The organism is Shinella zoogloeoides (assembly GCF_003574625.1).
GTDB lineage: Bacteria > Pseudomonadota > Alphaproteobacteria > Rhizobiales > Rhizobiaceae > Shinella > Shinella zoogloeoides_A.
The window spans coordinates 28595-49175 of record NZ_QNUJ01000003.1 but is presented as its reverse complement, the minus strand read 5'-3'; the positions used below and the strand labels follow the sequence as shown (position 1 = coordinate 49175).

The window sequence follows — 20581 nt, the reverse complement described above, 5'->3', positions numbered from 1 at the left end:
CTCTATACCCGGCGAAAAGCCGGTCTCAACTCTCGAAGACCGTGCCGGCGCCCGCCCCTGCCGCACGGGCTGCGGCAAGGGTTGCGATGGCCGTGTCCTGAATGCCCGTGCCGGTCAGGTCCGCCACGGTGATCTCGTCGGGGCCGCTGCGGCCCCGCTTGCGCCCGGCGATGATCTCGCCGAGTTCGGGGAAAAGCGCGCCCTCCGTCACGAGGCCCGCTTCGATGGCGTGGTGCAGCTCGCCGAGCCGGCGCGTCTGCCTGAGGCTGTCGGCGACATAGAGGCCGGCGCCGGTGATGACGGCCGGCTCGATCTCGTTCTTGTGCTCGGCATCCGAGCCCATGGCGGTGACATGCTGGCCGGGCTGGAGCCATTCGGCCATGAGGACGGGCCTTTCCGAGGGCGTGGTGGTGACGACGATATCCGCCCCGTCGACCGCGGCCCGGCCATCCGCCACGGCGCGGACTGGAAAGCCGAGTTTCGCCGTCAGCTCCAGCGCCGCCGTTTCGGCCTTCGCCGCATCGCGCGCCCAGATGCGCGCCTCGCGGATCGGCCGGACGAGGCTCAAGGCTTCGAGCTGCAATTTCGCCTGCATGCCGGCGCCGAAAATGGCGGCGACCGAGGCGTCCGGGCGCGAGAGATGGCGGGCCGCGACGGCGCCAGCCGCGGCGGTGCGCACATCCGTCAGGTAACCGTTGTCGAGCAGCACGGCCTGCACGAGGCCGGTCTTGGTGGAGAACAGCACCATCAGCCCGTTGGTGCTCGGCAGGCCGATCTTCGGATTGTCGAAGAAGCCGGGGCTGATCTTGATCGCGAAACCGTCGAGGCCGGGCACATAGGCCGTCTTCACATCCACCTCGCCGTTCTGCTCGGGCATGTCGAGCCGCAGGATCGGCGGCATGGCAACGGCCTTGGTGGCAAGCGCATGGAAGGCGTCCTCCACGCAGGCGATGGCTTCGAGATCGAGCGGAACGATGCGCCGCAACTCCGCCTCGGTGAGTATCTTCATCGTCGTCACGCCGCGTCCTCCCGCAACAGTCCAGCCTCTCCATTGAGGACCCGCAGATGCTGGCCCATATCCACGTTGCGGCCGGAGAGAACGACCGCCACCGGCCCCTCCAGCCGACCGAGCCGGCCGGCCAGCAGCGCCGCGATGCCGACGGCGCCGGCCCCTTCGATCACCTCGCGCTCCTCCCCATAGGCATGCCGCATGCCGGCGGCGATCTCGGTTTCGGAGAGGAGGATCACGTCGTCCAGCAATGCGCGGCACATCGCGAACGTCACGGCGTTGTCGAGCCCGATGCCGCCGCCCAGAGAATCCGCAAGGCTCGCGACTTCCTCGACCTGTACCGGCCGCCCCGCATCGAGACTCGCCTTCATCGCGGCGCCCCGCTCCATGGTGAGGCCGATGACGCGGGTCCCGGGTGAACGCCCCTTCACCGCCGCGGCGACGCCTGCCGCCAGTCCGCCGCCCGAAAGCGGCACCAGCACCGTCGCCACGTCTGGCATGGCCTCGACGATTTCCAGCCCGAGCGTGCCCTGCCCCGCCACCACGGCCGCATCGTCGAAGGGCGGCACCATGACGAGGCCGTCCTCGGCGACCAGCCGGTCGACCTCCAACTGCGCCTCGTCCTGCGAGCGGCCGACGATGCGGACATTCGCGCCGAGCCGGCGGATTTCCGCGACCTTATTGTCGGGCACGAGCCGCGACATGCAGATCGTCGCGACCGACCCTTCCGCCTTGGCGGCATGGGCGAGCGCGCGGCCGTGATTGCCCGTCGAGGCGGCGACGACGCCCCGCGCCCGCTCTTCCGGCGAGAGCGACAGCACCGCGTTCGTCGCGCCGCGCAGCTTGAAGCTGCCGGTCGTCTGGTGATGTTCGAGCTTGAGGCCGACGGGCACGCCGAAACGCTCGGAGAGCGAAGCGGAGAGCGCAAACGGCGTGCGCCGGATCCGGCCTTCGATGCGCCGGGCCGCCTGTTCGATATCCGCCAGGGTCACGGGAAGGGCCGTCATGCTCCGCGTCCCGAATAGGCGAGCGTCATCAGCCGGCCGAGCTCCGGCCGCGGCGCCTGGTCGCCGCAGAGGCGCAGGCATGCCCAGGCCGTCGCCAGGTTGCTGGTGACGACCGGCTTGCCGATGACCGTTTCGATCTCGGCCGCGACGCCTGCCGCCCGCACAGCCGTGCAGGAAATGAACAGCGCATCGCTGTCCGGCGCCATCGCCTCCCTGGCGAAGGCGACGATCTCGGCCGGGGAAATGCGCGCCATCTCGCGGTCGTCGGTCAGGCCGAGGCAGGTGAAACGGGCGATGTCGAAGCCGAGCCCCAGGAAATAATCGGCCATCGGCCTGCTGGTTTCCAGCGTATAGGGCGTCAGCACGGAAATGCGCCTCGCATCGAGCGCCCTGAGGCCGGCAACCGCCGCGGCCGTGGGCGTGACGACGGCCGCCCGGGGTTTTGCGGCCCGCACGGCGGCCTCCACCTCTGCATCGCCGATGACGACGGAGGCGGAGGTGCAGGAATACATGACGACATCCAGCGGCTCGTCCGGCAGGATGAGCGCGGCGCCCGCCGTCAGCGAGGGCTGCATGGCACGCAGGTTTTCCGGCGTCACCGGATTGGCATAGGGGATGCGCGTCGCATAGACGCAGATCCGCTCGCTTGCCACCATGCGCTGGAAATCCACTTCCGTCGTGTGGTCGGTCGCAAGGATGATCAGGCCGACGCGCTTGGCCAGCGGCCGGTCGTCGAGCCCTGGTGCGCGCGAGGCGAGGGTGAGGTCGGGCGTCCGCATCAGCGTTCCTCCAGCCGGGCGTAACGTTCTTCCAGCCAGCGCAGGAAGACGACGGAGATGAGGCTCATGATCAGGAAGAACACGCCGACCAGCGTCATCGGCTCGATATAGCGGTAGCTGCTGTTGGCGACGCTTTTCGCCTGGTTCATCAGCTCCAGCACGGTGATGGCCGAGAGCAGCGGCGTCTCCTTGAACATGGCGATGAGATAATTGGCGAGCGCGGGGATCATCGGCGGGATCGCCTGCGGCAGGATGACATGGATCCAGGTCTGGCGCTGCGTGAGGTTCGTCGCCTTCGCCGCCTCCCACTGGCCGCGCGGCACGTTCTCGATGCCGGCGCGGTAGACCTCCGCGGCATAGGTGCCGTAATGCAGGCCGAGCCCGATGACGCCGGCCAGCAGCGCCGGCAGGCGGATGCCAATATCCGGCAGCACATAGAAGATGAAGTAGAGTTGTACGAGCAGCGGCGTGCCGCGGATGAACTCCACGATGAAGCCTGTCGTTCTTGCGACCGGCTTCGGCGCGGTCATGCGCAGGATGGCGAAGACGAGGCCGACCACGGCGGCGACGGCGGCCCCGAGCACGGTCGCAAGGATCGTGATCTTCAGGCCCTCCAGGAGGGTCGGCATGATCTGCCAGACGAAATTCCAGTCCCACTCCATCGTCAGGTCCTCACACCATCGAGGCCGCGGGTGACCCGGCGCTCCAGCCAGCGCATGCCGTAGGAAATGGCGAGCGCCATCAGGAAATAGAGCACGAGGATGGTGGCGAAGGGGATCAGCGTGCTGCCCGTCTGCGCGCGCACCACCTGCGCCTGGAAGGTCATGTCGGTGAGCGAGATCAGCGAGACGACGGCCGTGCCCTTCAGGAGCTCGATGGCATTGTTACCGAAGGTCGGCAGCATCAGGGGCAACGCCTGCGGCAGGATGACGTGGCGCATCGCCTGGCCCCGCGAAAGGTTGAGCGCGATGCAGGCCTCCCGCTGCTCGCGGCCGATCGCCTTGACGGCGCCGCGCACCACCTCCGCCCCATAGGCGCCGACATTCAGCCCGAGCGCCAGGACGCCCGCCTGCAGCGGCGAGAGCGTGACGCCCGCGAAAGGCAGGACGAAATAGACCCAGAAGAGCTGCACGAAGATCGAGGTGCCACGGAAGAACTCGATATAGGTCGTGGCGAGCGCCCTCACCGCCATGAAACGGCTGACACGGCCGAGGCCCGCGAGAAATGCCATGATGACGGCAAGCGCCGAGCCCATGACAGTGAGCTCAAGCGTCACGAGCGCGCCTTGCAGGATCAGCCCTATATAGCCGGACCAGTCGGTCATGGTGTGTTCCAAGTTAGCTTCAACCGGGCAAAGCCCCTCATCCGCCTGCCGGCACCTTCTCCCCGCAAGCGGAGCGAAGGGCGAACCGGCATCGTTTTCCAGATCGTCAACGACGATGGGAAACCGGAGCCGCAAATCCCTTCTCCCCGTTCACGGGGAGAAGGTCGCGGCAGCGGGATGAGGGGCGAACCTGCCTCCATCACTTCGCCGCGCAAAGCTTCTCGCGCGTCGTCGACATCGCCGCCTTGGCGGAGAAGCCGTAGGGCTCGATGATCTTGGCGAATTCACCGCTTTCCTTCAGCTTGGCGAGCTCCACGTCGAAGGCATCGCGCAGGGCCTCGTCGCCCTTCCTGAACGCCGCACCGTCGCAATAGACCGGAGCGCCCTCCACGGGGGCGACCACCTCGATCCCGGGATCGTTCGCCTTGGCGACGAGATCGTTGATGGACAGGACCGGCAGCGAATAGGCATCGATACGGCCGTCCTGCAGCATCTTCAGGCCGCTCTGGCCATCCGGCACGACGATGACGCGGTCACGCGGCACGCCGGCTTCGAGCGCCAGCTTCTCTTCCGTGCCGCCGCCCGGTGCGCCGATCTTCGCATCCGGATTGTCGGCGATGTCCTTGTAGCTTTTCAAGCCGAGCGGATTGCCCTTCTTCAGCGCGAAGGCCTCGGCATCGCACAGGACCGGCTCGGAATAGGCGACGGCGGCACAGCGCTCCGGCTTCATGAAAAGGCCGGCGGTGATGACATCGTGGCGGCCTGCCTGCAGGCCGGGGATCATCGCGCCGTATTCGGAAATGGAGGCGACGATATCGGCGACCCCGAGGCGCTTGAAGACCTCCCGCGCCACATCCGGAGCCGCCCCCGAAACCTTGCCGTCGGCGGCGACCGCCGTGAACGGCGGCTCGTTGGCGATGGCGACGCGGGCAAAGCCCTGCGCCTTGAGCTGCTCAAGCTTGCTGTCATCGGCGGAAGCCGGCGCGGCTACCGCAAGCGCCATCAGCGCGCTCGCGCCGGCAGCCATTTTCAAAAACGTCCTCATGCTCATTGTTGCGAACTCCTCTGGATGTCTCTGGTTGTTGTTTGAGGCCTTGTTCCCGAGCGGCGACGGCCACTCAGACGCGGTGCCCGGCCGCGATGATCTTGCGCAGGAAAGTCTGCGTGCGTTCCTGCCTGGGATTGCGGAAAATCTCGGCCGGCTTGCCTTCCTCGACGATCTTTCCGCGGTCGAAGAAGAGGACGCGGTCGGCGAAATCGTGGGCAAAACCCATTTCATGGGTGACGAGCAGCATGGTCATGTCCGTCTCGGCGGCAAGCTTGCGCATGACGTTCAGCACCTCCTCGACGAGCTCCGGGTCAAGCGCCGAGGTTACCTCGTCGAACAGCATGATCTTGGGGGAAAGCGCCAGGGCGCGGGCGATGGCGACGCGCTGCTTCTGTCCGCCGGACAGTTGGGCGGGCATGTTCTTCGCCTTGTCGGCAAGGCCCACCATGTCGAGAAGCTCCATCGCCCGCTTTTCCGCCGCCGCCTTTACCACCCCCTTCGTCAGCATCGGGGCAAGCGTGACATTGTCGAGCACGCATTTGTGCGGGAAGAGATTGAAGTGCTGGAAGACCATGCCGATCTTCTCGCGCATCCTGTGCAGGTGCCGGTCGTCGGCCGGCACGAGGCTGCCGTTCTTCGGCATGTGGTAAAGCTGGTCGCCGTCGACCTCGATATGGCCGCCGCTGATGCTCTCCAGCGTCATCAGGATGCGCAGGATCGTCGTCTTGCCGGAGCCGGACGGACCGATAAGGGCCAGCTTCTCGCCCGGCAGCACCTCCATCGACAATCCGTCGAGCACGGTCAAGGGACCGTAGCGCTTCGTGATGTTGTCGATGCGGATGATGGGTGCGGCCATGCATGTCTCTCCCTGTTGAGACAAGTGATGGCCTAACGATGCGCAGCGATCGAAATCATGTCAATCCGAATAATAATATCAGTACAATTATTCTTGAACCGCCCAATTGGCGGGCATTATTCTCAAATCGCGAGCAACAGCGCCTCGGGGTTTCCACTGGCCAACGAGGCCAGAATGCCGAGGCCGGTGCGAAGTTCCCGCTCGGTGGTGGAACCGAGCGAGATGCGCACGGCCGGATGCCAGTGCTGGTCGCATGTGCGGAAGGAGGAGCCGGGCGCGATGGCGACGCCGCGCAGGCGGGCCTGGGAGACGAACCCCTCCTCCGCATGCCCTTCCGGCAGCGGTAGCCAGACATGCAGGCTTTGCGGATGGGCATGGTAGGGCAGGCCGGCGAAGACCTCCTCCGCGATGGCATGGCGCACCGCCAGCGCACCACGCTGCCAGTTGACGAGATCCATCGCCGTGCCGTCGCCTACCCAGCGCGTGGCAATCTCGGCGATCGACGGCGTCGCCATCCAGTTGGAGACGAGATGCCGGTTGGCGACGGCGGCGACATAGCGGTCGGGCGCGGCGAGATAGCCGATGCGCAGGCCCGGCACCGTGATCTTGGTGAAGCTCGTGACGTAGAGCGTGCGCTCCGGTGCATAGGCGGCAATCGGCGCCGGCCGGCCTTCGACCAGCGGTCCAAGAATATCGTTCTCGATGATGGCGATGTCGTGCCGCCGCGCGACTTCCGCCAGCGCCTGTCGGCGCTCCGCGCTCATCAGCGTCGCTGTCGGATTGATGACCGAAGGCTGCAGGAAGACGGCGCGGATCACGCCCTTGCGGCAGGCCTCGTCGAGCGCCGCCGGGATCATGCCGTCATGGTCGATCGGCAGGCCTTCGAGATGCAGGCCGAGATAGGAGGACAGTGGCACCAGCGTATGGTGGCTGATCGCCTCCGTCGCAACGGTCGCGCCGGGCGGCGCCACGCTCATCAGCGCCACCGTCATGCCCGAGGTCGCGCCATTGGTGATGCTGATGTTCAGCGGCGAAATGTCGAGCCCGCAGCGCGCCAGCCATTCGGCGGCAACGACCCGATGGCGCGGGAACACCATGTTGGGCCGGAAGGAAAGCGCCGAGCTCGACGGCAGGTTTTCCGCCAGCCAGCCGAAGGCTTCGCGCATGCGCTCCAGATGAAGCTGCTCGCAGACCGGCTTGAGGATGGAGAGGTCGACCAGCTCGCCGAGGCGTTCCGGCAGATAGGGCGGCTCCGGCTCCTTCGGCCGGGTCTGCACGAAGGAGCCGCGCCCGATCTCGCCCGAGATGAGGCCGCGGCGGATCAGCTCGTCATAGGCGCGGCTGACGGTCTGCACGGAGAGTTTGAGGTCGTCGGCGAGTTTGCGATGCGGCAGAAGGCGTGTACCGTTCGGCAGCAATCCTTCCTGGATGGCGCGGGCGATCTGTTCAGCAAGGGAAAGATAGGCCGGCCGGCGCAATTGGGATATATCGGGTCGCCAATTTGTCATGATTTCAACAGTGCTCAAATTCAGTTCAATTGACAATGTCAAAATGCCTTTCCATTGTGTTTTTCTCCGCTTTGACATGATCCCCGCCCGGAGGGCGCCCCGATGAAACTCGACGCCATCGACCTGCGTATCCTGGAGGCCATCCAGGAGAACGGGCGCATCACCAAGCTGGCGCTGGCGGAGAAGGCAGGCCTCTCCCCCACACCCTGCTGGCTGCGCCTTCGAAAGCTGGAGAAGGCCGGTATCGTTTCGGGCTATCATGCCCGTGTCGCCGTGCGCCGCGTGGCGCCGGTCGCCAGCGTCATGATGGAGGTGACGCTCGCCAACCACCGCCAGGCGGATTTCGAGCGGTTCGAGCGCGCGGTGGCGGCAACGCCGGAGATCGTCGCCTGCTGGTCGGTCGGCGGCGGCGTCGATTACATCCTGAAGATCATGGCCGCCGATATCGACGCCTACCAGCGTCTCGTCGACGGCCTGCTCGACCGAGAACTCGGGATCGACCGCTACTTCACCTACATCGTCACCAAGACGGTGAAGGAGGAAACGGTGCTGCCGCTGGCAACGCTGCTGCCCGTTCAGGGCCCCGAATAGAGAGATTGTCTATGGCGGCGGATATCTTTGGTCAAAGTCTCTGCCCCCGACCCCGGCAATAGACAATCTGTCGTTCCGCCTCGGGCAGACTCCTCCCGACAACCCGAGGAGGCCGCCATGACCGCCGTATTTGCCCGCACGACATTTCACGATGCGCTTGCCCGCCTCGCCGATCCGCATCTGCTGCGCGAGCTCTCCTATGCCGGCGGCCGCTGGACCGCCGGCCGGGACGGCGCGAGCTTCAAGGTGACGGATCCCGCATCGAACGCCACGCTGGCCTGGGTTGCGGAACTCGACGCCGGGCAGACCACGGAGGCGATTTCCGCCGCCAGCGACGCCTTCCCCGCCTGGCGGGACCTGCTGCCGCAGCAGCGCGGCAAAATTCTGCGCCAATGGGGCGAGCTGATGCTCCAGCATCGCGAGGATCTTGCCTTGCTGATGACGCTGGAACAGGGCAAGCCGCTGGCCGAATCCCGCGGCGAGATCGACTATGCGGCATCCTTCGTCGAATGGTATGCCGAGGAAGGAAAGCGCCTCAACGCCGAGAGCGTCACCAGCCATCTGCCCGGCGCGGAGATGATCGTGCGTCGCGAGGCGCTCGGCGTCGTCGGCATCGTGACACCGTGGAACTTCCCCTCCGCGATGATCACCCGCAAGGCCGCCGCGGCACTCGCCGCCGGCTGCACGGTCATCGCCCATCCCTCCAGCGAAACGCCGCTCTCGGCCCTCGCCCTTGCCGAACTCGGCGAGCGGGCGGGCCTTCCCGCCGGTGTCTTCAATGTCGTGACCGGGGATGCCGCCACCATCGTCGGCCGCATGAATGCCGATCCCCGCATCCGCGCCATGAGCTTCACCGGCTCGACGGAGATCGGCAGGCTGATCGCCGGCCAGTGCGCATCCACCATGAAGCGGCTCGTCATGGAACTGGGCGGCCATGCGCCGCTGATCGTCTTCGCCGATGCCGATATCGACAAGGCCGCCGACATCGCCGTCAACGCCAAGTTCGCGACCTCCGGCCAAGATTGCCTCGCCGCCAACCGCATCTATGTCGAGCACCCCGTGCTCGCCGCCTTTACGAAGGCCTTCAAGGCGCGCATCGAGGCGCTGAAGGTCGCCGGCGGATTGGAGCCGGACGCCGAGATCGGCCCGCTGATGCATGAACGCGCCATCGCCAAGGTGGAAGAGCAGGTGGCCGATGCGGTCAAGCGCGGCGCAAGGCTTCTCACCGGCGGCAAGCGCCACAAGGCCGGACCGCTGTTCTTCCAGCCGACGCTGCTGACCGACGTGCCCGACGACGCCGTAATCATGCGCGAGGAGACCTTCGGGCCGGTGGCCGCCGTCACCGCCTTCGACAGCGAAGCGGAGGTGATCGCGCGGGCCAACGACACCGAATACGGCCTCGTCGCCTATGTCGTCACGGAAAACGGCGCGCGCCAGATGCGCCTTGCCCGCGCGCTGGAATACGGCATGGTGGCGGTCAACCGCGTGAAGATCACCGGCGGCCCGATCCCCTTCGGCGGCTGGAAGCAATCCGGCCTCGGCCGCGAGGGCTCGCGCCACGGCATGGAGGCCTTCACCGAGCTCAAATATCTCTGCATCGACACCGCTGCCTGAAAGGAAAGACCATGGCCGACAGACGCAACGAACTCACCGCCTGGGACCGCGACCACTTCTTCCATCCCTCCACACATATGGGCATGCATGCCCGCGGCGAGACGCCGACGCGCGTCATCGGCGGCGGCGAAGGCGTCTACATCACCGACACCGGCGGCAAGACCAGCCTCGACGCCTTTGCCGGCCTCTATTGCGTCAATGTCGGCTACGGCCGCCAGAAAATCGCCGACGCCATCGCGGAGCAGGCCAAGAACCTCGCCTACTATCACGCCTATGTCGGTCACGGCACGGAAGCCTCGATCACGCTGTCCAAGATGATCATCGACCGCGCGCCCGAGGGCATGAGCCGGGTCTATTTCGGCCTCTCGGGCTCGGATGCCAACGAGACCAACATCAAGCTCATCTGGTACTACAACAACATTCTCGGCCGGCCGGAGAAGAAGAAGATCATCTCGCGCTGGCGCGGTTATCACGGCTCCGGCGTCATGACCGGCTCGCTGACCGGCCTCCACCTCTTCCACAACGCCTTCGACCTGCCGCGCGCGCCGATCCTGCACACGGAAGCGCCCTATTTCTTCCGCCGGCCGGACCGCTCGATGGACGAGGAGCAGTTCTCGCAATATTGCGCCGACAAGCTGGAGGAAATGATCCTCGCCGAGGGCCCGGAAACGGTCGCCGCGTTCATCGGGGAACCGATCCTCGGCACCGGCGGCATCGTGCCGCCGCCGAAGGGTTACTGGCAGAAGATCCAGGCCGTGCTCGACAAATACGACATCCTGCTCGTCGCCGACGAGGTCGTCACCGGCTTCGGCCGCCTCGGCACGATGTTCGGCTCGGATCATTACGGCATGAAGCCGGCGCTCATCACCATCGCCAAGGGCCTCACCTCCGCCTATGCGCCGCTCTCTGGCACCATCGTCTCCGACAAGGTCTGGGAGGTGCTGGTCAAGGGATCCGACGAACTCGGCGCCATCGGCCATGGCTGGACCTATTCCGCCCATCCGATCTGCGCCGCCGCCGGCGTCGCCAATCTGGAGCTGATCGACGAGCTCGGCCTTGTGGAAAATGCCGGCGCGACGGGCGCCTATTTCCGTAGCGAGCTCGCCAAGGCCGTCGGCGACCACAGGAATGTCGGCGAAGTGCGCGGCGATGGCCTGATGGCTGCCGTGGAGTTCGTCGAGGACCGGGACGATCGCACCTTCTTCGATCCTTCGCGGAAGATCGGCCCGCAGGTGGCGAGCGCCCTCCTCGAACGCGGCGTCATCGGCCGCGCCATGCCGCAAGGCGACATCCTCGGCTTCGCCCCGCCGCTGTGCCTCACCCGCGAGGAGGCCGATATCGTGGTGAAGGCGACGGCCGACGCGGTGAAGGCCGTTCTCGGCTGAGTTATGAAATGGCGGGGCAGCCAAGCTGCTGCCCCGTCGCATCCTGCCTGAAACGCCGACGACCGCCCGCCCGCACTGCGGCAGGGTGTTGAATTAAGCGAGCGACGCCTGTCGCGTCTCCGCATCGATCAGGAAAGCCGCGACGGCGGCGACGGCGAGAAGGCCAGCGAAGATGCCGATGGCGAGTCCGAAGCCGCGCTCCACCACGAGCGCCATCAGCGAGGGCGCAAGGAGGCCGCCGAGCCGCGCGACGGCCCCCGCCATGCCCATGCCCGTCGCGCGGGATGCGGTCGGGTAGAGTTCGGGCGTGAAGGCATAGAGCGCGCCCCAGGTGCCGAGCAGCGCGAAGCTCATGAGCAGCAGCGAGGTGCCGATCAGCGTCGTCGTTCCCGCGACGACGAACAGCAGGCAGCCGAGCCCCGACAGCAGGCAGAAGCCGATGAGCGTCGGACGGCGCCCCCATTTCTCCACGCCGTAGGCGGCGAGCGCATAGCCGGGGATCTGGGCGAGCGCCAGGAAGACGAGGAAGCCGTAGCCCCGCACGAAGCCGAAGCCGTCGCCCGCAAGCTTCGGCGGCAGCCAGGTGAAGACGCCGTAATAAGAGACCGAAACGAGGAACCAGATCAGGAGGATCATCAGGCTGCGCTGGCGAAGCGGCGCGGAAAAGATGCCGGCCGCGCCGGAATCTGCCGGCACTGCCAGCGACACGTCCGTTCCGAGCGCCGCCTTGCCGTTGACGGCGAGGATCCGGCCGAGGACGGCCTTGGCCTCTTCCGTCTTTCCGAGACGCAGCAGATAGAGCGGCGATTCCGGCACCAGGAAACGCAGGCCGACGCCGAGAAGCGCCGGGACAGCCGTCACCGCGAAGATGTAGCGCCAGCCGTCGGAAAGGCCGGCGAGGCTGACGGCCCAGGCGGCGAGCGCGACGACGAGCGTGCCAACCGCCCAGAACCCTTCGAGCATGACGAGCCAGCGACCGCGATTCCGGGCCGGCAGGAATTCGGCCATCATCGCATAGTCGACCGGCAGCGTGCCGCCCACGGCCATGCCGGTGAGGAATCTCAGGACGAGCAGGATCGTGAAGTCCGGCGCGAAGACGGAAAGCGTCCCGAAAACGGCGTCGCACGCGACCGTGACGATGAGCACCCGCCGCCGGCCGATCCGGTCCGCAAGCCGGCCGAAGCCCGCCGCGCCCACCAGCATGCCGAGGAAGAAGAGCGTCCCCGTCTGCAGGGCCTGCGGGACGGTGAGATCGAACGTCGCAGCGATCGACGCGGCCGTGAAGCCGACGGCAAGCACCTGCATCGCATCGGCGGTCCACACCAGGCCGAAGATCGCGAGAAGCCGCCGCTGATAGGTCCCCGCCCCTGCCCGGTCCAGCACATCGTCCACCGTGATTGTCGTCGCCATCCAGCCGCCTCCGCTCCGTCATCTTGCGCAATGCGCGGCACCTTATCCGCATGCCGGCGCGGGCGAAATCAGTGAACGCGAAAATTCCACGCTCTTCCTCGATCAGATGCGCGGGCTGACGCCTGAACAGCCTCAGGCCTTCGTCACGCGGGCTGCCAATTGCGTGCGCGCAAGCAGAGGCACGAGCCAATCGACGAAGACACGCACCTTGTTGCTGAGGTGGCGGTTCGGCGGATAGACGACATAGAGGGGAATCGGCCCGGCGCGCCAGCCCGGCAGGATGGGAACGAGCTGGCCGCTGGAGAGGGCGTCGTGCGCCATGAAGCACGGCATCGGCGCGACGCCGAGGCCGGCAAGCGCCGCGGCAAGGTAGCTGCGGGCATCGTTGACCGAGAGAATATAGCGGCCGGTGATCTCGACCGTCTCGCCGTCCCGCTCGAATTCGAAGGGAGTGACCCGGTTGGTCTGCGCGAGAAAATAGTTCACGCAATGATGCGCCGCTTCCAGTTCCGACGGATGACCCGGCGCGCCGAAGGTTTCGAGATAGCGCGGCGCGGCGCAGACGACCATGTCCATCTCCCCGACGCGGCGGGCGATCAGCGATACATTGCCCGGAGAGCCGGCGCGCAGCGCGCAGTCCACATTCTCGGCAAGATAGTCCACCGTCCGGTCCCCCACGCCGAGGTCGATATGGATATCGGGATAGCGTTCATGGAAATCGTTGAGCTCGGGGATGACGAGGAGATCGGCGAAGACGCCTGACATCTCCACGCGCAGGCGCCCGCTCGGATTGGTGCGCGAATGGGTGAGGCTGCCATCCAGCTCGTCGAGCTCGCTGACGATCTGGTTCGCCCTTTCATAGTAGAGTGCCCCGTCGGTCGTCACCATGACCCGGCGCGTGGTGCGGTTGAGGAGCTTGGTCTGGAGATGGGTCTCGAGATTCTGGATGAGGTTGCTGACGGTCGCCTTGGGCATGCCAAGCGCCGCAGACGCCCGCGTGAAATTGCCCATCTCCACCACACGGAGGAAGGCGCGCATCGCAGAAAGCTGATCCATGGAACATTCCCACGCAGGAAGGTATGATTGTTCGAAATATTGGACAGTGAAATCGGTTTTACAACACTTATCTGGGGCAAAATGACGAACGATATAAATGGTGAGGGCCCAGCTTATTTCCAGACGGGCCGCAGGACAAAATCGATGCCCGTAGAGATCAAGGACATGACATTCGACAAGGTGGCCTCCGGCCCCGTGTCGGTGCGCGTCTATCAGGGCGCCGAATATGCCAAGGGCGCGCCCGTCCTGCTCTATTTCCACGGCGGAGCCTTCCGGGAGACCGGGCTCAGGCATTGCCCGCTTGCCGAATGCATCGCCGGCACCGGCGCCATCGTCGCCGTACCGGATTACAACGCATCGGGAAGCGCCTTCCCCGAACCACTCGAGGTCGGCTTCTCGATCTTCTCCTATCTCGCCAAGAAGCGCGCGGGCCTCGGCGACCGCAAGTCGCCGCTGCTCGTCGGCGGCGAGGAAGCCGGCGGCAATATCGCGGCCGGCGTCGCGCTCAAGGCGCGCGACCACTTCGCCGACGAACTGGACGGCCAGGTGCTGCTCTCGCCGCTGCTCGACCCGTTCATGGCGACGCAATCCTTCAGCAAGGCCGATGGCATCGGCATGCGCGAGCGCTGGTCGGACGGCTGGAGCCACTATCTCAGCGCCGGCGTCTGCCATCCCTATGCCGCACCTTCGCTCTGCTCGCGCCTTGCAAGCCTTGCACCGGCACTGGTTCTTTCATCGGCAGACGATCCGCTGCTCGACGAAACGCTCGGCTATGCCGCCCGCCTCACCGAAGCGGGCGTTACCGTTCGCCAGCATGTCCTTCCCGCGGGAACAGGCTGGCCGGGAATTTACGGCGGGACACTCAACGGGGCCGGGCCCTGGGCGGATACCCTCTCCGACCAGTTCTGCGGCTTCGTTCACGATATTAGCATTCACTGATTTTATATGAAAACAACGCATAGCGTGGCCTGAGGCCACAAGGAGAAAACAATGATGTCGAAGCGCAAGCGCTGGGCCCTCACGGGCGCCGGCCTGGGTCTGGCCGTGTCCGTTTCTGCCGCGGCCCTGATGTTTCAACTGCCGGGCACTGCCGCCCAGGCCGAGGCCGTCGCGGCAGCCGAAGTGCCCGCCGTGCCGGTGACAATCGCCGTGGTCGAGAACCGCGACGTCGTGACATGGCAGGAGTTTTCCGGCCGGCTGGAGGCGATCGACCGCGTGCAGGTCCGCTCGCGCGTCGCCGGCGCCATCCAGTCGGTCGACTTCCGCGAAGGCGCGCTCGTGAAGGCGGGCGATCTTCTCTTCACCATCGATCCCGAGCCCTACAGGACGGCGGTGACGCAGGCCGAAGGCCAGCTCGCCTCGGCCGAGGCGCGGGTGACGCTGGCGAAGATCCAGCTCGAGCGCGGCGAGCGCCTCGCCCAAAGCAACAGCGTCTCGCAGAGCGAGGTCGACCAGCGCCAGAACGCGCTGGCCGAGGCCAACGCCGCCCTCAAGACCGCGCAGGCGGCCCTGCATGCCGCCCAGCTCGAACTCGACTACACCAATGTCCGCGCCCCCGTTTCCGGCCGCGCCGGCAAGGTGGAAATCACCGTGGGCAACCTCGTTGCAGCGGGCTCCGCCTCGCCGGCACTGACGACGCTCGTTTCCGTCGACCCGATCTATGCGGGCTTCAATGTCAGCGAGGAAACGGTCGCGAAGGCGCTCGCAGCCCTGCCCGCCTCCGACAGCGCGCTCCGGCCGATCGAGCAGATCCCGGTCGAGGTCGGCACGCTCGCCGACGAGGGCACGCCGATCCGCGGCAAGCTCCAGCTCATAGGCAACGAGGTGGATGCGGCGAGCGGCACCATCGCCGTGCGCGCCGTCTTCGACAATCCGGGCGGCAGGCTGATCCCCGGCCAGTTCGTGCGCATCCGCATGGGCGAGCCGCGGGCCGAAAGCAAGATCCTCGTCAGCGAGAAGGCGGTGGGCACCGACCAAGACAAGAAGTTCGTCTTCGTCGTCGACAAGGACAACAAGGTGGCCTACCGGCCCATCGTTCTCGGCAGCCTTTCCGACGGCGAGCGCGTGGTCGAAAGCGGCCTTGCAGCCGGCGACAAGGTCGTCGTCAACGGCCTGCAGCGCATCCGCCCCGGCGCCGTCGTCGACCCGCAGGTGCAGGAAAACGTCGCCTCCGTGAAGTAACGAAGGCCGGCAGGGCGCACACCGCGCCCTGCCTCCAACCACAGAAATCCCATGCCTGCCGGCGGAGCCTTGCCCGCCGGACGGGTCCGTTCGTCCCTGGAGAGGGGTTCTTGACATGAATATTTCGCGTTTCTTCGTGGATCGCCCGGTCTTTGCCGGTGTGCTGTCGATCCTCATCGTGGTGGCAGGCCTCATCGGCATGCGCGCCCTGCCGATTTCCGAATATCCGGAGGTCGTGCCGCCATCCATCGTTGTGCGCGCCGTCTATCCCGGCGCAAACCCCGTCGTCATTTCCGAAACCGTCGCCACGCCCCTCGAAGAGCAGATCAACGGCGTGGAGGACATGCTCTACATGAACAGCCAGGCGACGTCCGACGGCGTCCTGACGCTGACCGTTACCTTCAAGCTCGGCACGGACCCGGACAAGGCGCAGCAGCTCGTGCAGAACCGCGTGGCGCAGGCCGAGCCCCGCCTGCCGGCGGAAGTGCGCGCGCTCGGCGTCACCACCGTCAAGAGCTCGCCCGACTTCATCATGGTGGTCAACCTCGTCTCGACGACGGACCGCTACGACGTCACGTATCTGCGCAACTACGCGACGCTGAACATCAAGGACCGCCTCGCCCGCATCGAGGGCGTCGGGCAGGTGCAGGTCTTCGGCGCGGGCGACTATGCGATGCGCGTGTGGATCGACCCGCAGAAGGCGGCCGAGCATGCGCTTGCCGCAAGCGACATCACCAACGCGATCCGCGAGCAGAACGTGCAGGCCGCCGCCGGCATCATCGGCGCCTCGCCGACGCCTTCCGACGTGAACCTCCAGCTCAACGTCAACGCGCAGGGCCGCCTGCGCACGCCGGAGGAATTCGGCAACATCATCGTCAAGGCCGGCGCGGAAGGGCAGATCACCCGCCTCCGGGACGTCGCCCGCATCGAGATGGGCGCGGCCGACTATACGCTGCGCTCCCTCCTCGACGGCCAGCCGGCCGTCGCCATCGCCGTGCTCCAGGCGCCTGGCTCCAACGCCATCGAGATCGCCGACAATGTGCGCGCGACCATGGACCAGCTCCAGCTCGCCATGCCGGACGGCGTGAAATACGAGATCGTCTACGATACGACGGAGTTCGTCCGCGCCTCCATCGACAAGGTCGTCGACACGCTGCTGGAGGCGGTGGCGCTCGTCGTGCTCGTCGTCATCCTGTTCCTGCAGACCTGGCGCGCCTCGATCATCCCGCTACTCGCCGTCCCGGTCTCCATCATCGGCACCTTCGCGGTGATGTATGCCTTCGGCTTCTCGGTGAACGCGCTGACGCTCTTCGGCCTCGTGCTCGCCATCGGCATCGTGGTGGACGACGCGATCGTCGTCGTCGAGAATGTCGAGCGCAATATCGAGAACGGCCTTTCCCCACGCGAGGCGACCTACCGGGCGATGCGCGAGGTCTCGGGACCGATCGTCGCCATCGCGCTCGTGCTCGTCGCCGTCTTCGTGCCGCTCGCCTTCATCAGCGGCCTGTCCGGCCAGTTCTACCGGCAGTTCGCGCTGACCATCGCCATCTCGACGGTGATTTCCGCGATCAACTCGCTGACGCTCTCGCCGGCGCTGGCCGCCCTTCTCCTGAAGGACCATCATGCACCCAAGGACTGGCTGACCCGCGCCATGGACCGGCTGTTCGGCTGGTTCTTCCGCGGCTTCAACCGGGTCTTCGGCGCGGCCTCGAACGGCTACGGGCGCAGCGTCGGCGGGCTCGTCTCGCGCAAGTCGGTAGTCATGGCGCTCTATCTGGTGCTGGTCGGGGCAACCTATGCGGTGTTCAACGCCGTGCCCGGCGGCTTCGTGCCGGCGCAGGACAAGCAGTACCTCATCGGCTTTGCCCAGCTTCCGGACGGCGCCACGCTCGACCGCACGGAGGAGGTGATCAAGAAGATGAGCAAGATCGCGCTGGAACAGCCGGGCGTCTCCCACGCCATCGCCTTCCCGGGCCTGTCGATCAACGGCTTCACCATCGGCTCCAATTCGGGCATCGTCTTCGCCACGCTGGACGATTTCGACAAGCGCACGACGCCGGAGCTTTCCGGCGGGGCGATCGCCATGCAGCTCAACCAGAAATTCGCGAGCATCCAGGACGCCTTCATCGCCATCTTCCCGCCGCCGCCGGTCAACGGCCTCGGCTCGACGGGCGGCTTCAAGCTGCAGATCGAGGACCGCGCGGGCCTCGGCTACCAGGCGCTCGACGAGGCGACGAAGGCCTTCCTTGCGAAGGCCTACCAGACGCCGGAACTGGCAGGCCTGTTCTCCAGCTTCCAGATCAACGTGCCGCAACTCTACGCCGACCTCGACCGGGCCAAGGCCCAGCAGCTCGGCGTCCGGGTGACGGACGTGTTCGAGACGTTGCAGATCTATCTCGGCTCGCTCTATGTCAACGACTTCAACGCCTTCGGGCGGACCTACAGCGTGCGCGTGCAGGCCGATTCCGCCTTCCGCGCGGAGCCGGAGGATATCGGCCACCTGAAGGTGCGCTCGCAATCCGGCGAGATGATCCCGCTCGCCGCCCTCCTCAAGGTGGATGCCACGACCGGACCGGAGCGCACCACGCGCTACAACGGCTTCCTCGCCGCCGACATCAACGGCGGGCCGGCGCCGGGCTTTTCCTCGGGACAGGCGCAGGAGGCCATCGAGAAGATCGCCGCGGAGACCCTGCCGGCAGGCATCGACTTCGAATGGACGGACCTCACCTACCAGCAGATCCTTGCCGGCAATTCGAGCATCGTCGTCTTCCCGCTCGCGCTGCTGCTCGTCTATCTCGTGCTCGCCGCGCAATATGAGAGCCTGACGCTGCCCATCGCGATCATCATGATCGTGCCGATGGGCGTGCTCGCGGCGCTGGCCGGGGTCTGGTACACGGGCGGAGACAACAACATCTTCACCCAGATCGGCCTCGTGGTGCTGGTGGGCCTTTCGGCGAAAAATGCGATCCTCATCGTCGAGTTCGCGCGCGAGCTGGAATTCGAGGGGAGGACGCCCGTGAAGGCCGCGATCGAGGCAAGCCGCCTTCGCCTGCGCCCGATCCTCATGACCTCCATGGCCTTCATCATGGGTGTCGTGCCGCTGGTGCTGTCGACCGGGGCAGGTGCCGAAATGCGCGCCGCCATGGGCCTTGCCGTCTTCTCCGGCATGCTCGGCGTCACCTTCTTCGGCATCTTCATGACGCCGGTGTTCTACGTCCTGCTCCGCTGGCTGGCCGGCAACCGTCCGCTCGTCCAGCACGGTCGCTCGACGATGGCGGGCGAGCCGGCACCGCAGCATTGACGAAAAGGACGACCGGGGCACTGCCCCGGTCACGCCGTCTTGTCGCCGGCTGGCGAAACACTTGCAACGGAACACCGACGTCCCTTGCCCGCTCCATCCCTATGTCGTTGCCATACGGGACTTTCGGATATTCAACGCCCATATTGCGTAGCAACTCGCAAATACGGCAAGCAGGGCTATGAACGCGCCGGTCCAAGGCAGCGCACGGATCGAAAACTCTTCAAGGGTTATGCCGCCAACCGCGGTTCCAAGCCCCACGCCTATATGCATTGCCGAGAAATTCAGGCTGATCCCCGCCTCGGCCGTCTTCGGCCCCGACCAGATCAGGAAATTTTGCACGACGGGTGAAATCATCCAGCTGATGCACGCCCAGACCATCATGACGGCGAACATCGGCCATGGATTGCTTTCCAGCAGCGGGATCGCTGCGAGCGCCACCAGATAGGCCGATGGCGCCAACAGAAGTGCGGCACGCGGAGAAAGCCTGTCTGAAAGCCAGCCTCCGAAATACCCCCCGCTCACGCCCGCAACCCCGAGAGCGGCGAATGCGAGAGCGACATTCCCCTCTGCGAATCCGGCGACCTGCACAAAGTAGGGGGCGAGGAAGGCGAAGAGAACGAAGTGTCCGCCAATCATCAGGATGGAGACGAACTGGCCGGCGGCGAGAGGGGCTTCGCGAAGATGGGCCATATATTTGGGCAGGGCCGTCCTGCGCAGCCCCGAGACCGGAACGCACCGATAACTCACCAGCCATACTGCGGCCGCGAGCGTGGCGAGCGCAACAAAGACGCCTCTCCACCCCACCAGATCCGAAACCACCATGCCCGCCGGCACGCCGAACACCAGCGATCCGCTGATCCCCATAAAGATGATGCCGATCGCCCGTCCCCGCATCGTTTCATCGACGAGTTCCGTCGCCAGCATCGTTGCCAGCAAGCAGACGGTGGCGCTCGCCATGGCCATCCCGACGCGGGCCACGAGCATGACGGTGAAGTTCGGGCTTGCTGCCGCGGCAAGGTTGCTGACGACGAAGAGGCCCAGAGCGCAAAGAAACAGGCGCCTGCGCTCGATCCGGGTCGTCAGGACGAGCGCAAGCGGTGCCGTCACGGCAAAGACGACGGAGAAGACGGCGGTCAGCTGCCCGGCGAGCGCCGGCGAGACATCAAGGCCGTCGGCGACCTCAAGGAGGATGCCGACAATGATGTTCTCGGCTGTCCCCGTGGCAAAAGTCGCGAAAGCGAGCAAAACGATGATCGGATTCATGCGCGTCATCCTCCTGGCATGATGATCCATGCAGGTGCGGACGAACGACCACCCCGACATGGAAAAACCTGTCGGGTTTCGCGGCAAAGCTTCGGTTATCCCTCGATATGTGACTAGCACGCCGTCAGGGCAACTTGAAGCCGGATTGAACCGGTCTTCGTTGCCGTGAGCGCCGAACCGATGTCAGCGCCATTCAGGAACCATTCAGGCTCGCGCCTGTTCAATCCTCGACGTCGCGCAAATAGGAGG

General features: G+C 66.0%; 17 protein-coding genes. 6 read left to right on the top strand and 11 right to left on the bottom strand.

Going from position 1 to position 20581, the window contains the following annotated elements:
• Positions 1 to 25: 25 nt before the first annotated feature.
• The 8 genes from eutC to DSD28_RS06225 all read right to left on the bottom strand — a co-directional run bounded on the left by eutC (position 26) and on the right by DSD28_RS06225 (position 7567).
• Positions 26 to 1018 carry an ectoine utilization protein EutC gene (eutC, locus tag DSD28_RS06260; protein WP_119255524.1) on the bottom strand — a complete coding sequence of 331 codons (993 nt, stop codon included), beginning with the start codon at positions 1016 to 1018 and terminating at the stop codon, positions 26 to 28.
• On the bottom strand, positions 1015 to 2016 hold the full coding sequence (gene eutB, locus DSD28_RS06255) for a hydroxyectoine utilization dehydratase EutB (protein ID WP_119255523.1): 1002 nt from the start codon (positions 2014 to 2016) through the stop codon (positions 1015 to 1017). Before eutB ends, eutC begins: the two co-directional genes overlap by 4 nt.
• Positions 2013 to 2795: an ectoine utilization protein EutA gene (eutA, locus tag DSD28_RS06250; RefSeq protein WP_119255522.1), complete on the bottom strand. Its 783-nt coding sequence runs from the start codon at positions 2793 to 2795 to the stop codon at positions 2013 to 2015. Before eutA ends, eutB begins: the two co-directional genes overlap by 4 nt.
• The gene (gene ehuD, locus DSD28_RS06245) at positions 2795 to 3457 is read right to left on the bottom strand and encodes an ectoine/hydroxyectoine ABC transporter permease subunit EhuD (RefSeq protein ID WP_119255521.1); all 663 of its coding nucleotides are present in this window, start codon (positions 3455 to 3457) and stop codon (positions 2795 to 2797) included. The genes eutA and ehuD overlap by 1 nt, the downstream gene beginning before the upstream one ends.
• A 2-nt stretch (positions 3458 to 3459) precedes the next feature.
• Entirely contained in the window at positions 3460 to 4119 is a 660-nt protein-coding gene (gene ehuC / locus DSD28_RS06240) for an ectoine/hydroxyectoine ABC transporter permease subunit EhuC (RefSeq protein ID WP_119255520.1), read from the bottom strand.
• 199 nt (positions 4120 to 4318) lie between these two features.
• Complete coding sequence (ehuB, locus tag DSD28_RS06235) at positions 4319 to 5164, bottom strand: ectoine/hydroxyectoine ABC transporter substrate-binding protein EhuB (protein ID WP_162911303.1); 846 nt, start codon at positions 5162 to 5164, stop codon at positions 4319 to 4321.
• A gap of 73 nt (positions 5165 to 5237) precedes the next feature.
• Positions 5238 to 6023: an ectoine/hydroxyectoine ABC transporter ATP-binding protein EhuA gene (gene ehuA, locus DSD28_RS06230; protein ID WP_119255518.1), complete on the bottom strand. Its 786-nt coding sequence runs from the start codon at positions 6021 to 6023 to the stop codon at positions 5238 to 5240.
• Between the two features lie 122 nt (positions 6024 to 6145).
• A complete protein-coding gene (locus DSD28_RS06225) occupies positions 6146 to 7567 on the bottom strand; it encodes a PLP-dependent aminotransferase family protein (protein WP_245424775.1) in 1422 nt (473 codons plus the stop codon).
• A 66-nt stretch (positions 7568 to 7633) separates the two neighbouring features.
• On the opposite strand from DSD28_RS06225, the gene DSD28_RS06220 reads away from it, so the two are divergent.
• The 3 genes from DSD28_RS06220 to DSD28_RS06210 all read left to right on the top strand — a co-directional run bounded on the left by DSD28_RS06220 (position 7634) and on the right by DSD28_RS06210 (position 11121).
• On the top strand, positions 7634 to 8122 hold the full coding sequence (locus DSD28_RS06220) for an Lrp/AsnC family transcriptional regulator (RefSeq protein WP_119255516.1): 489 nt from the start codon (positions 7634 to 7636) through the stop codon (positions 8120 to 8122).
• A gap of 117 nt (positions 8123 to 8239) precedes the next feature.
• Positions 8240 to 9736, top strand: a complete 1497-nt coding sequence (locus DSD28_RS06215; protein WP_119255515.1) for an NAD-dependent succinate-semialdehyde dehydrogenase — start codon at positions 8240 to 8242, stop codon at positions 9734 to 9736.
• Positions 9737 to 9747: 11 nt separating this feature from the next.
• Complete coding sequence (locus tag DSD28_RS06210; protein ID WP_119255514.1) at positions 9748 to 11121, top strand: aspartate aminotransferase family protein; 1374 nt, start codon at positions 9748 to 9750, stop codon at positions 11119 to 11121.
• Between the two features lie 93 nt (positions 11122 to 11214).
• Here DSD28_RS06210 and DSD28_RS06205 read toward each other — a convergent pair whose 3' ends face one another.
• Both DSD28_RS06205 and DSD28_RS06200 read right to left on the bottom strand, forming a co-directional pair.
• A complete protein-coding gene (locus tag DSD28_RS06205; RefSeq protein ID WP_119255513.1) occupies positions 11215 to 12531 on the bottom strand; it encodes an MFS transporter in 1317 nt (438 codons plus the stop codon).
• Between the two features lie 132 nt (positions 12532 to 12663).
• A complete protein-coding gene (locus DSD28_RS06200) occupies positions 12664 to 13587 on the bottom strand; it encodes a LysR family transcriptional regulator (protein ID WP_119255512.1) in 924 nt (307 codons plus the stop codon).
• A 144-nt stretch (positions 13588 to 13731) separates the two neighbouring features.
• On the opposite strand from DSD28_RS06200, the gene DSD28_RS06195 reads away from it, so the two are divergent.
• From DSD28_RS06195 to DSD28_RS06185, 3 genes are all read left to right on the top strand, one after another.
• The gene (locus DSD28_RS06195; protein ID WP_119255511.1) at positions 13732 to 14526 is read left to right on the top strand and encodes an alpha/beta hydrolase fold domain-containing protein; all 795 of its coding nucleotides are present in this window, start codon (positions 13732 to 13734) and stop codon (positions 14524 to 14526) included.
• A gap of 51 nt (positions 14527 to 14577) precedes the next feature.
• On the top strand, positions 14578 to 15768 hold the full coding sequence (locus tag DSD28_RS06190) for an efflux RND transporter periplasmic adaptor subunit (RefSeq protein WP_119255510.1): 1191 nt from the start codon (positions 14578 to 14580) through the stop codon (positions 15766 to 15768).
• A 115-nt stretch (positions 15769 to 15883) separates the two neighbouring features.
• On the top strand, positions 15884 to 19069 hold the full coding sequence (locus DSD28_RS06185) for an efflux RND transporter permease subunit (protein ID WP_119255509.1): 3186 nt from the start codon (positions 15884 to 15886) through the stop codon (positions 19067 to 19069).
• A 99-nt stretch (positions 19070 to 19168) separates the two neighbouring features.
• On the opposite strand, the gene DSD28_RS06180 is transcribed toward DSD28_RS06185, so the two are convergent.
• Positions 19169 to 20332 carry an MFS transporter gene (locus DSD28_RS06180; RefSeq protein ID WP_119255508.1) on the bottom strand — a complete coding sequence of 388 codons (1164 nt, stop codon included), beginning with the start codon at positions 20330 to 20332 and terminating at the stop codon, positions 19169 to 19171.
• Positions 20333 to 20581: the final 249 nt, after the last annotated feature.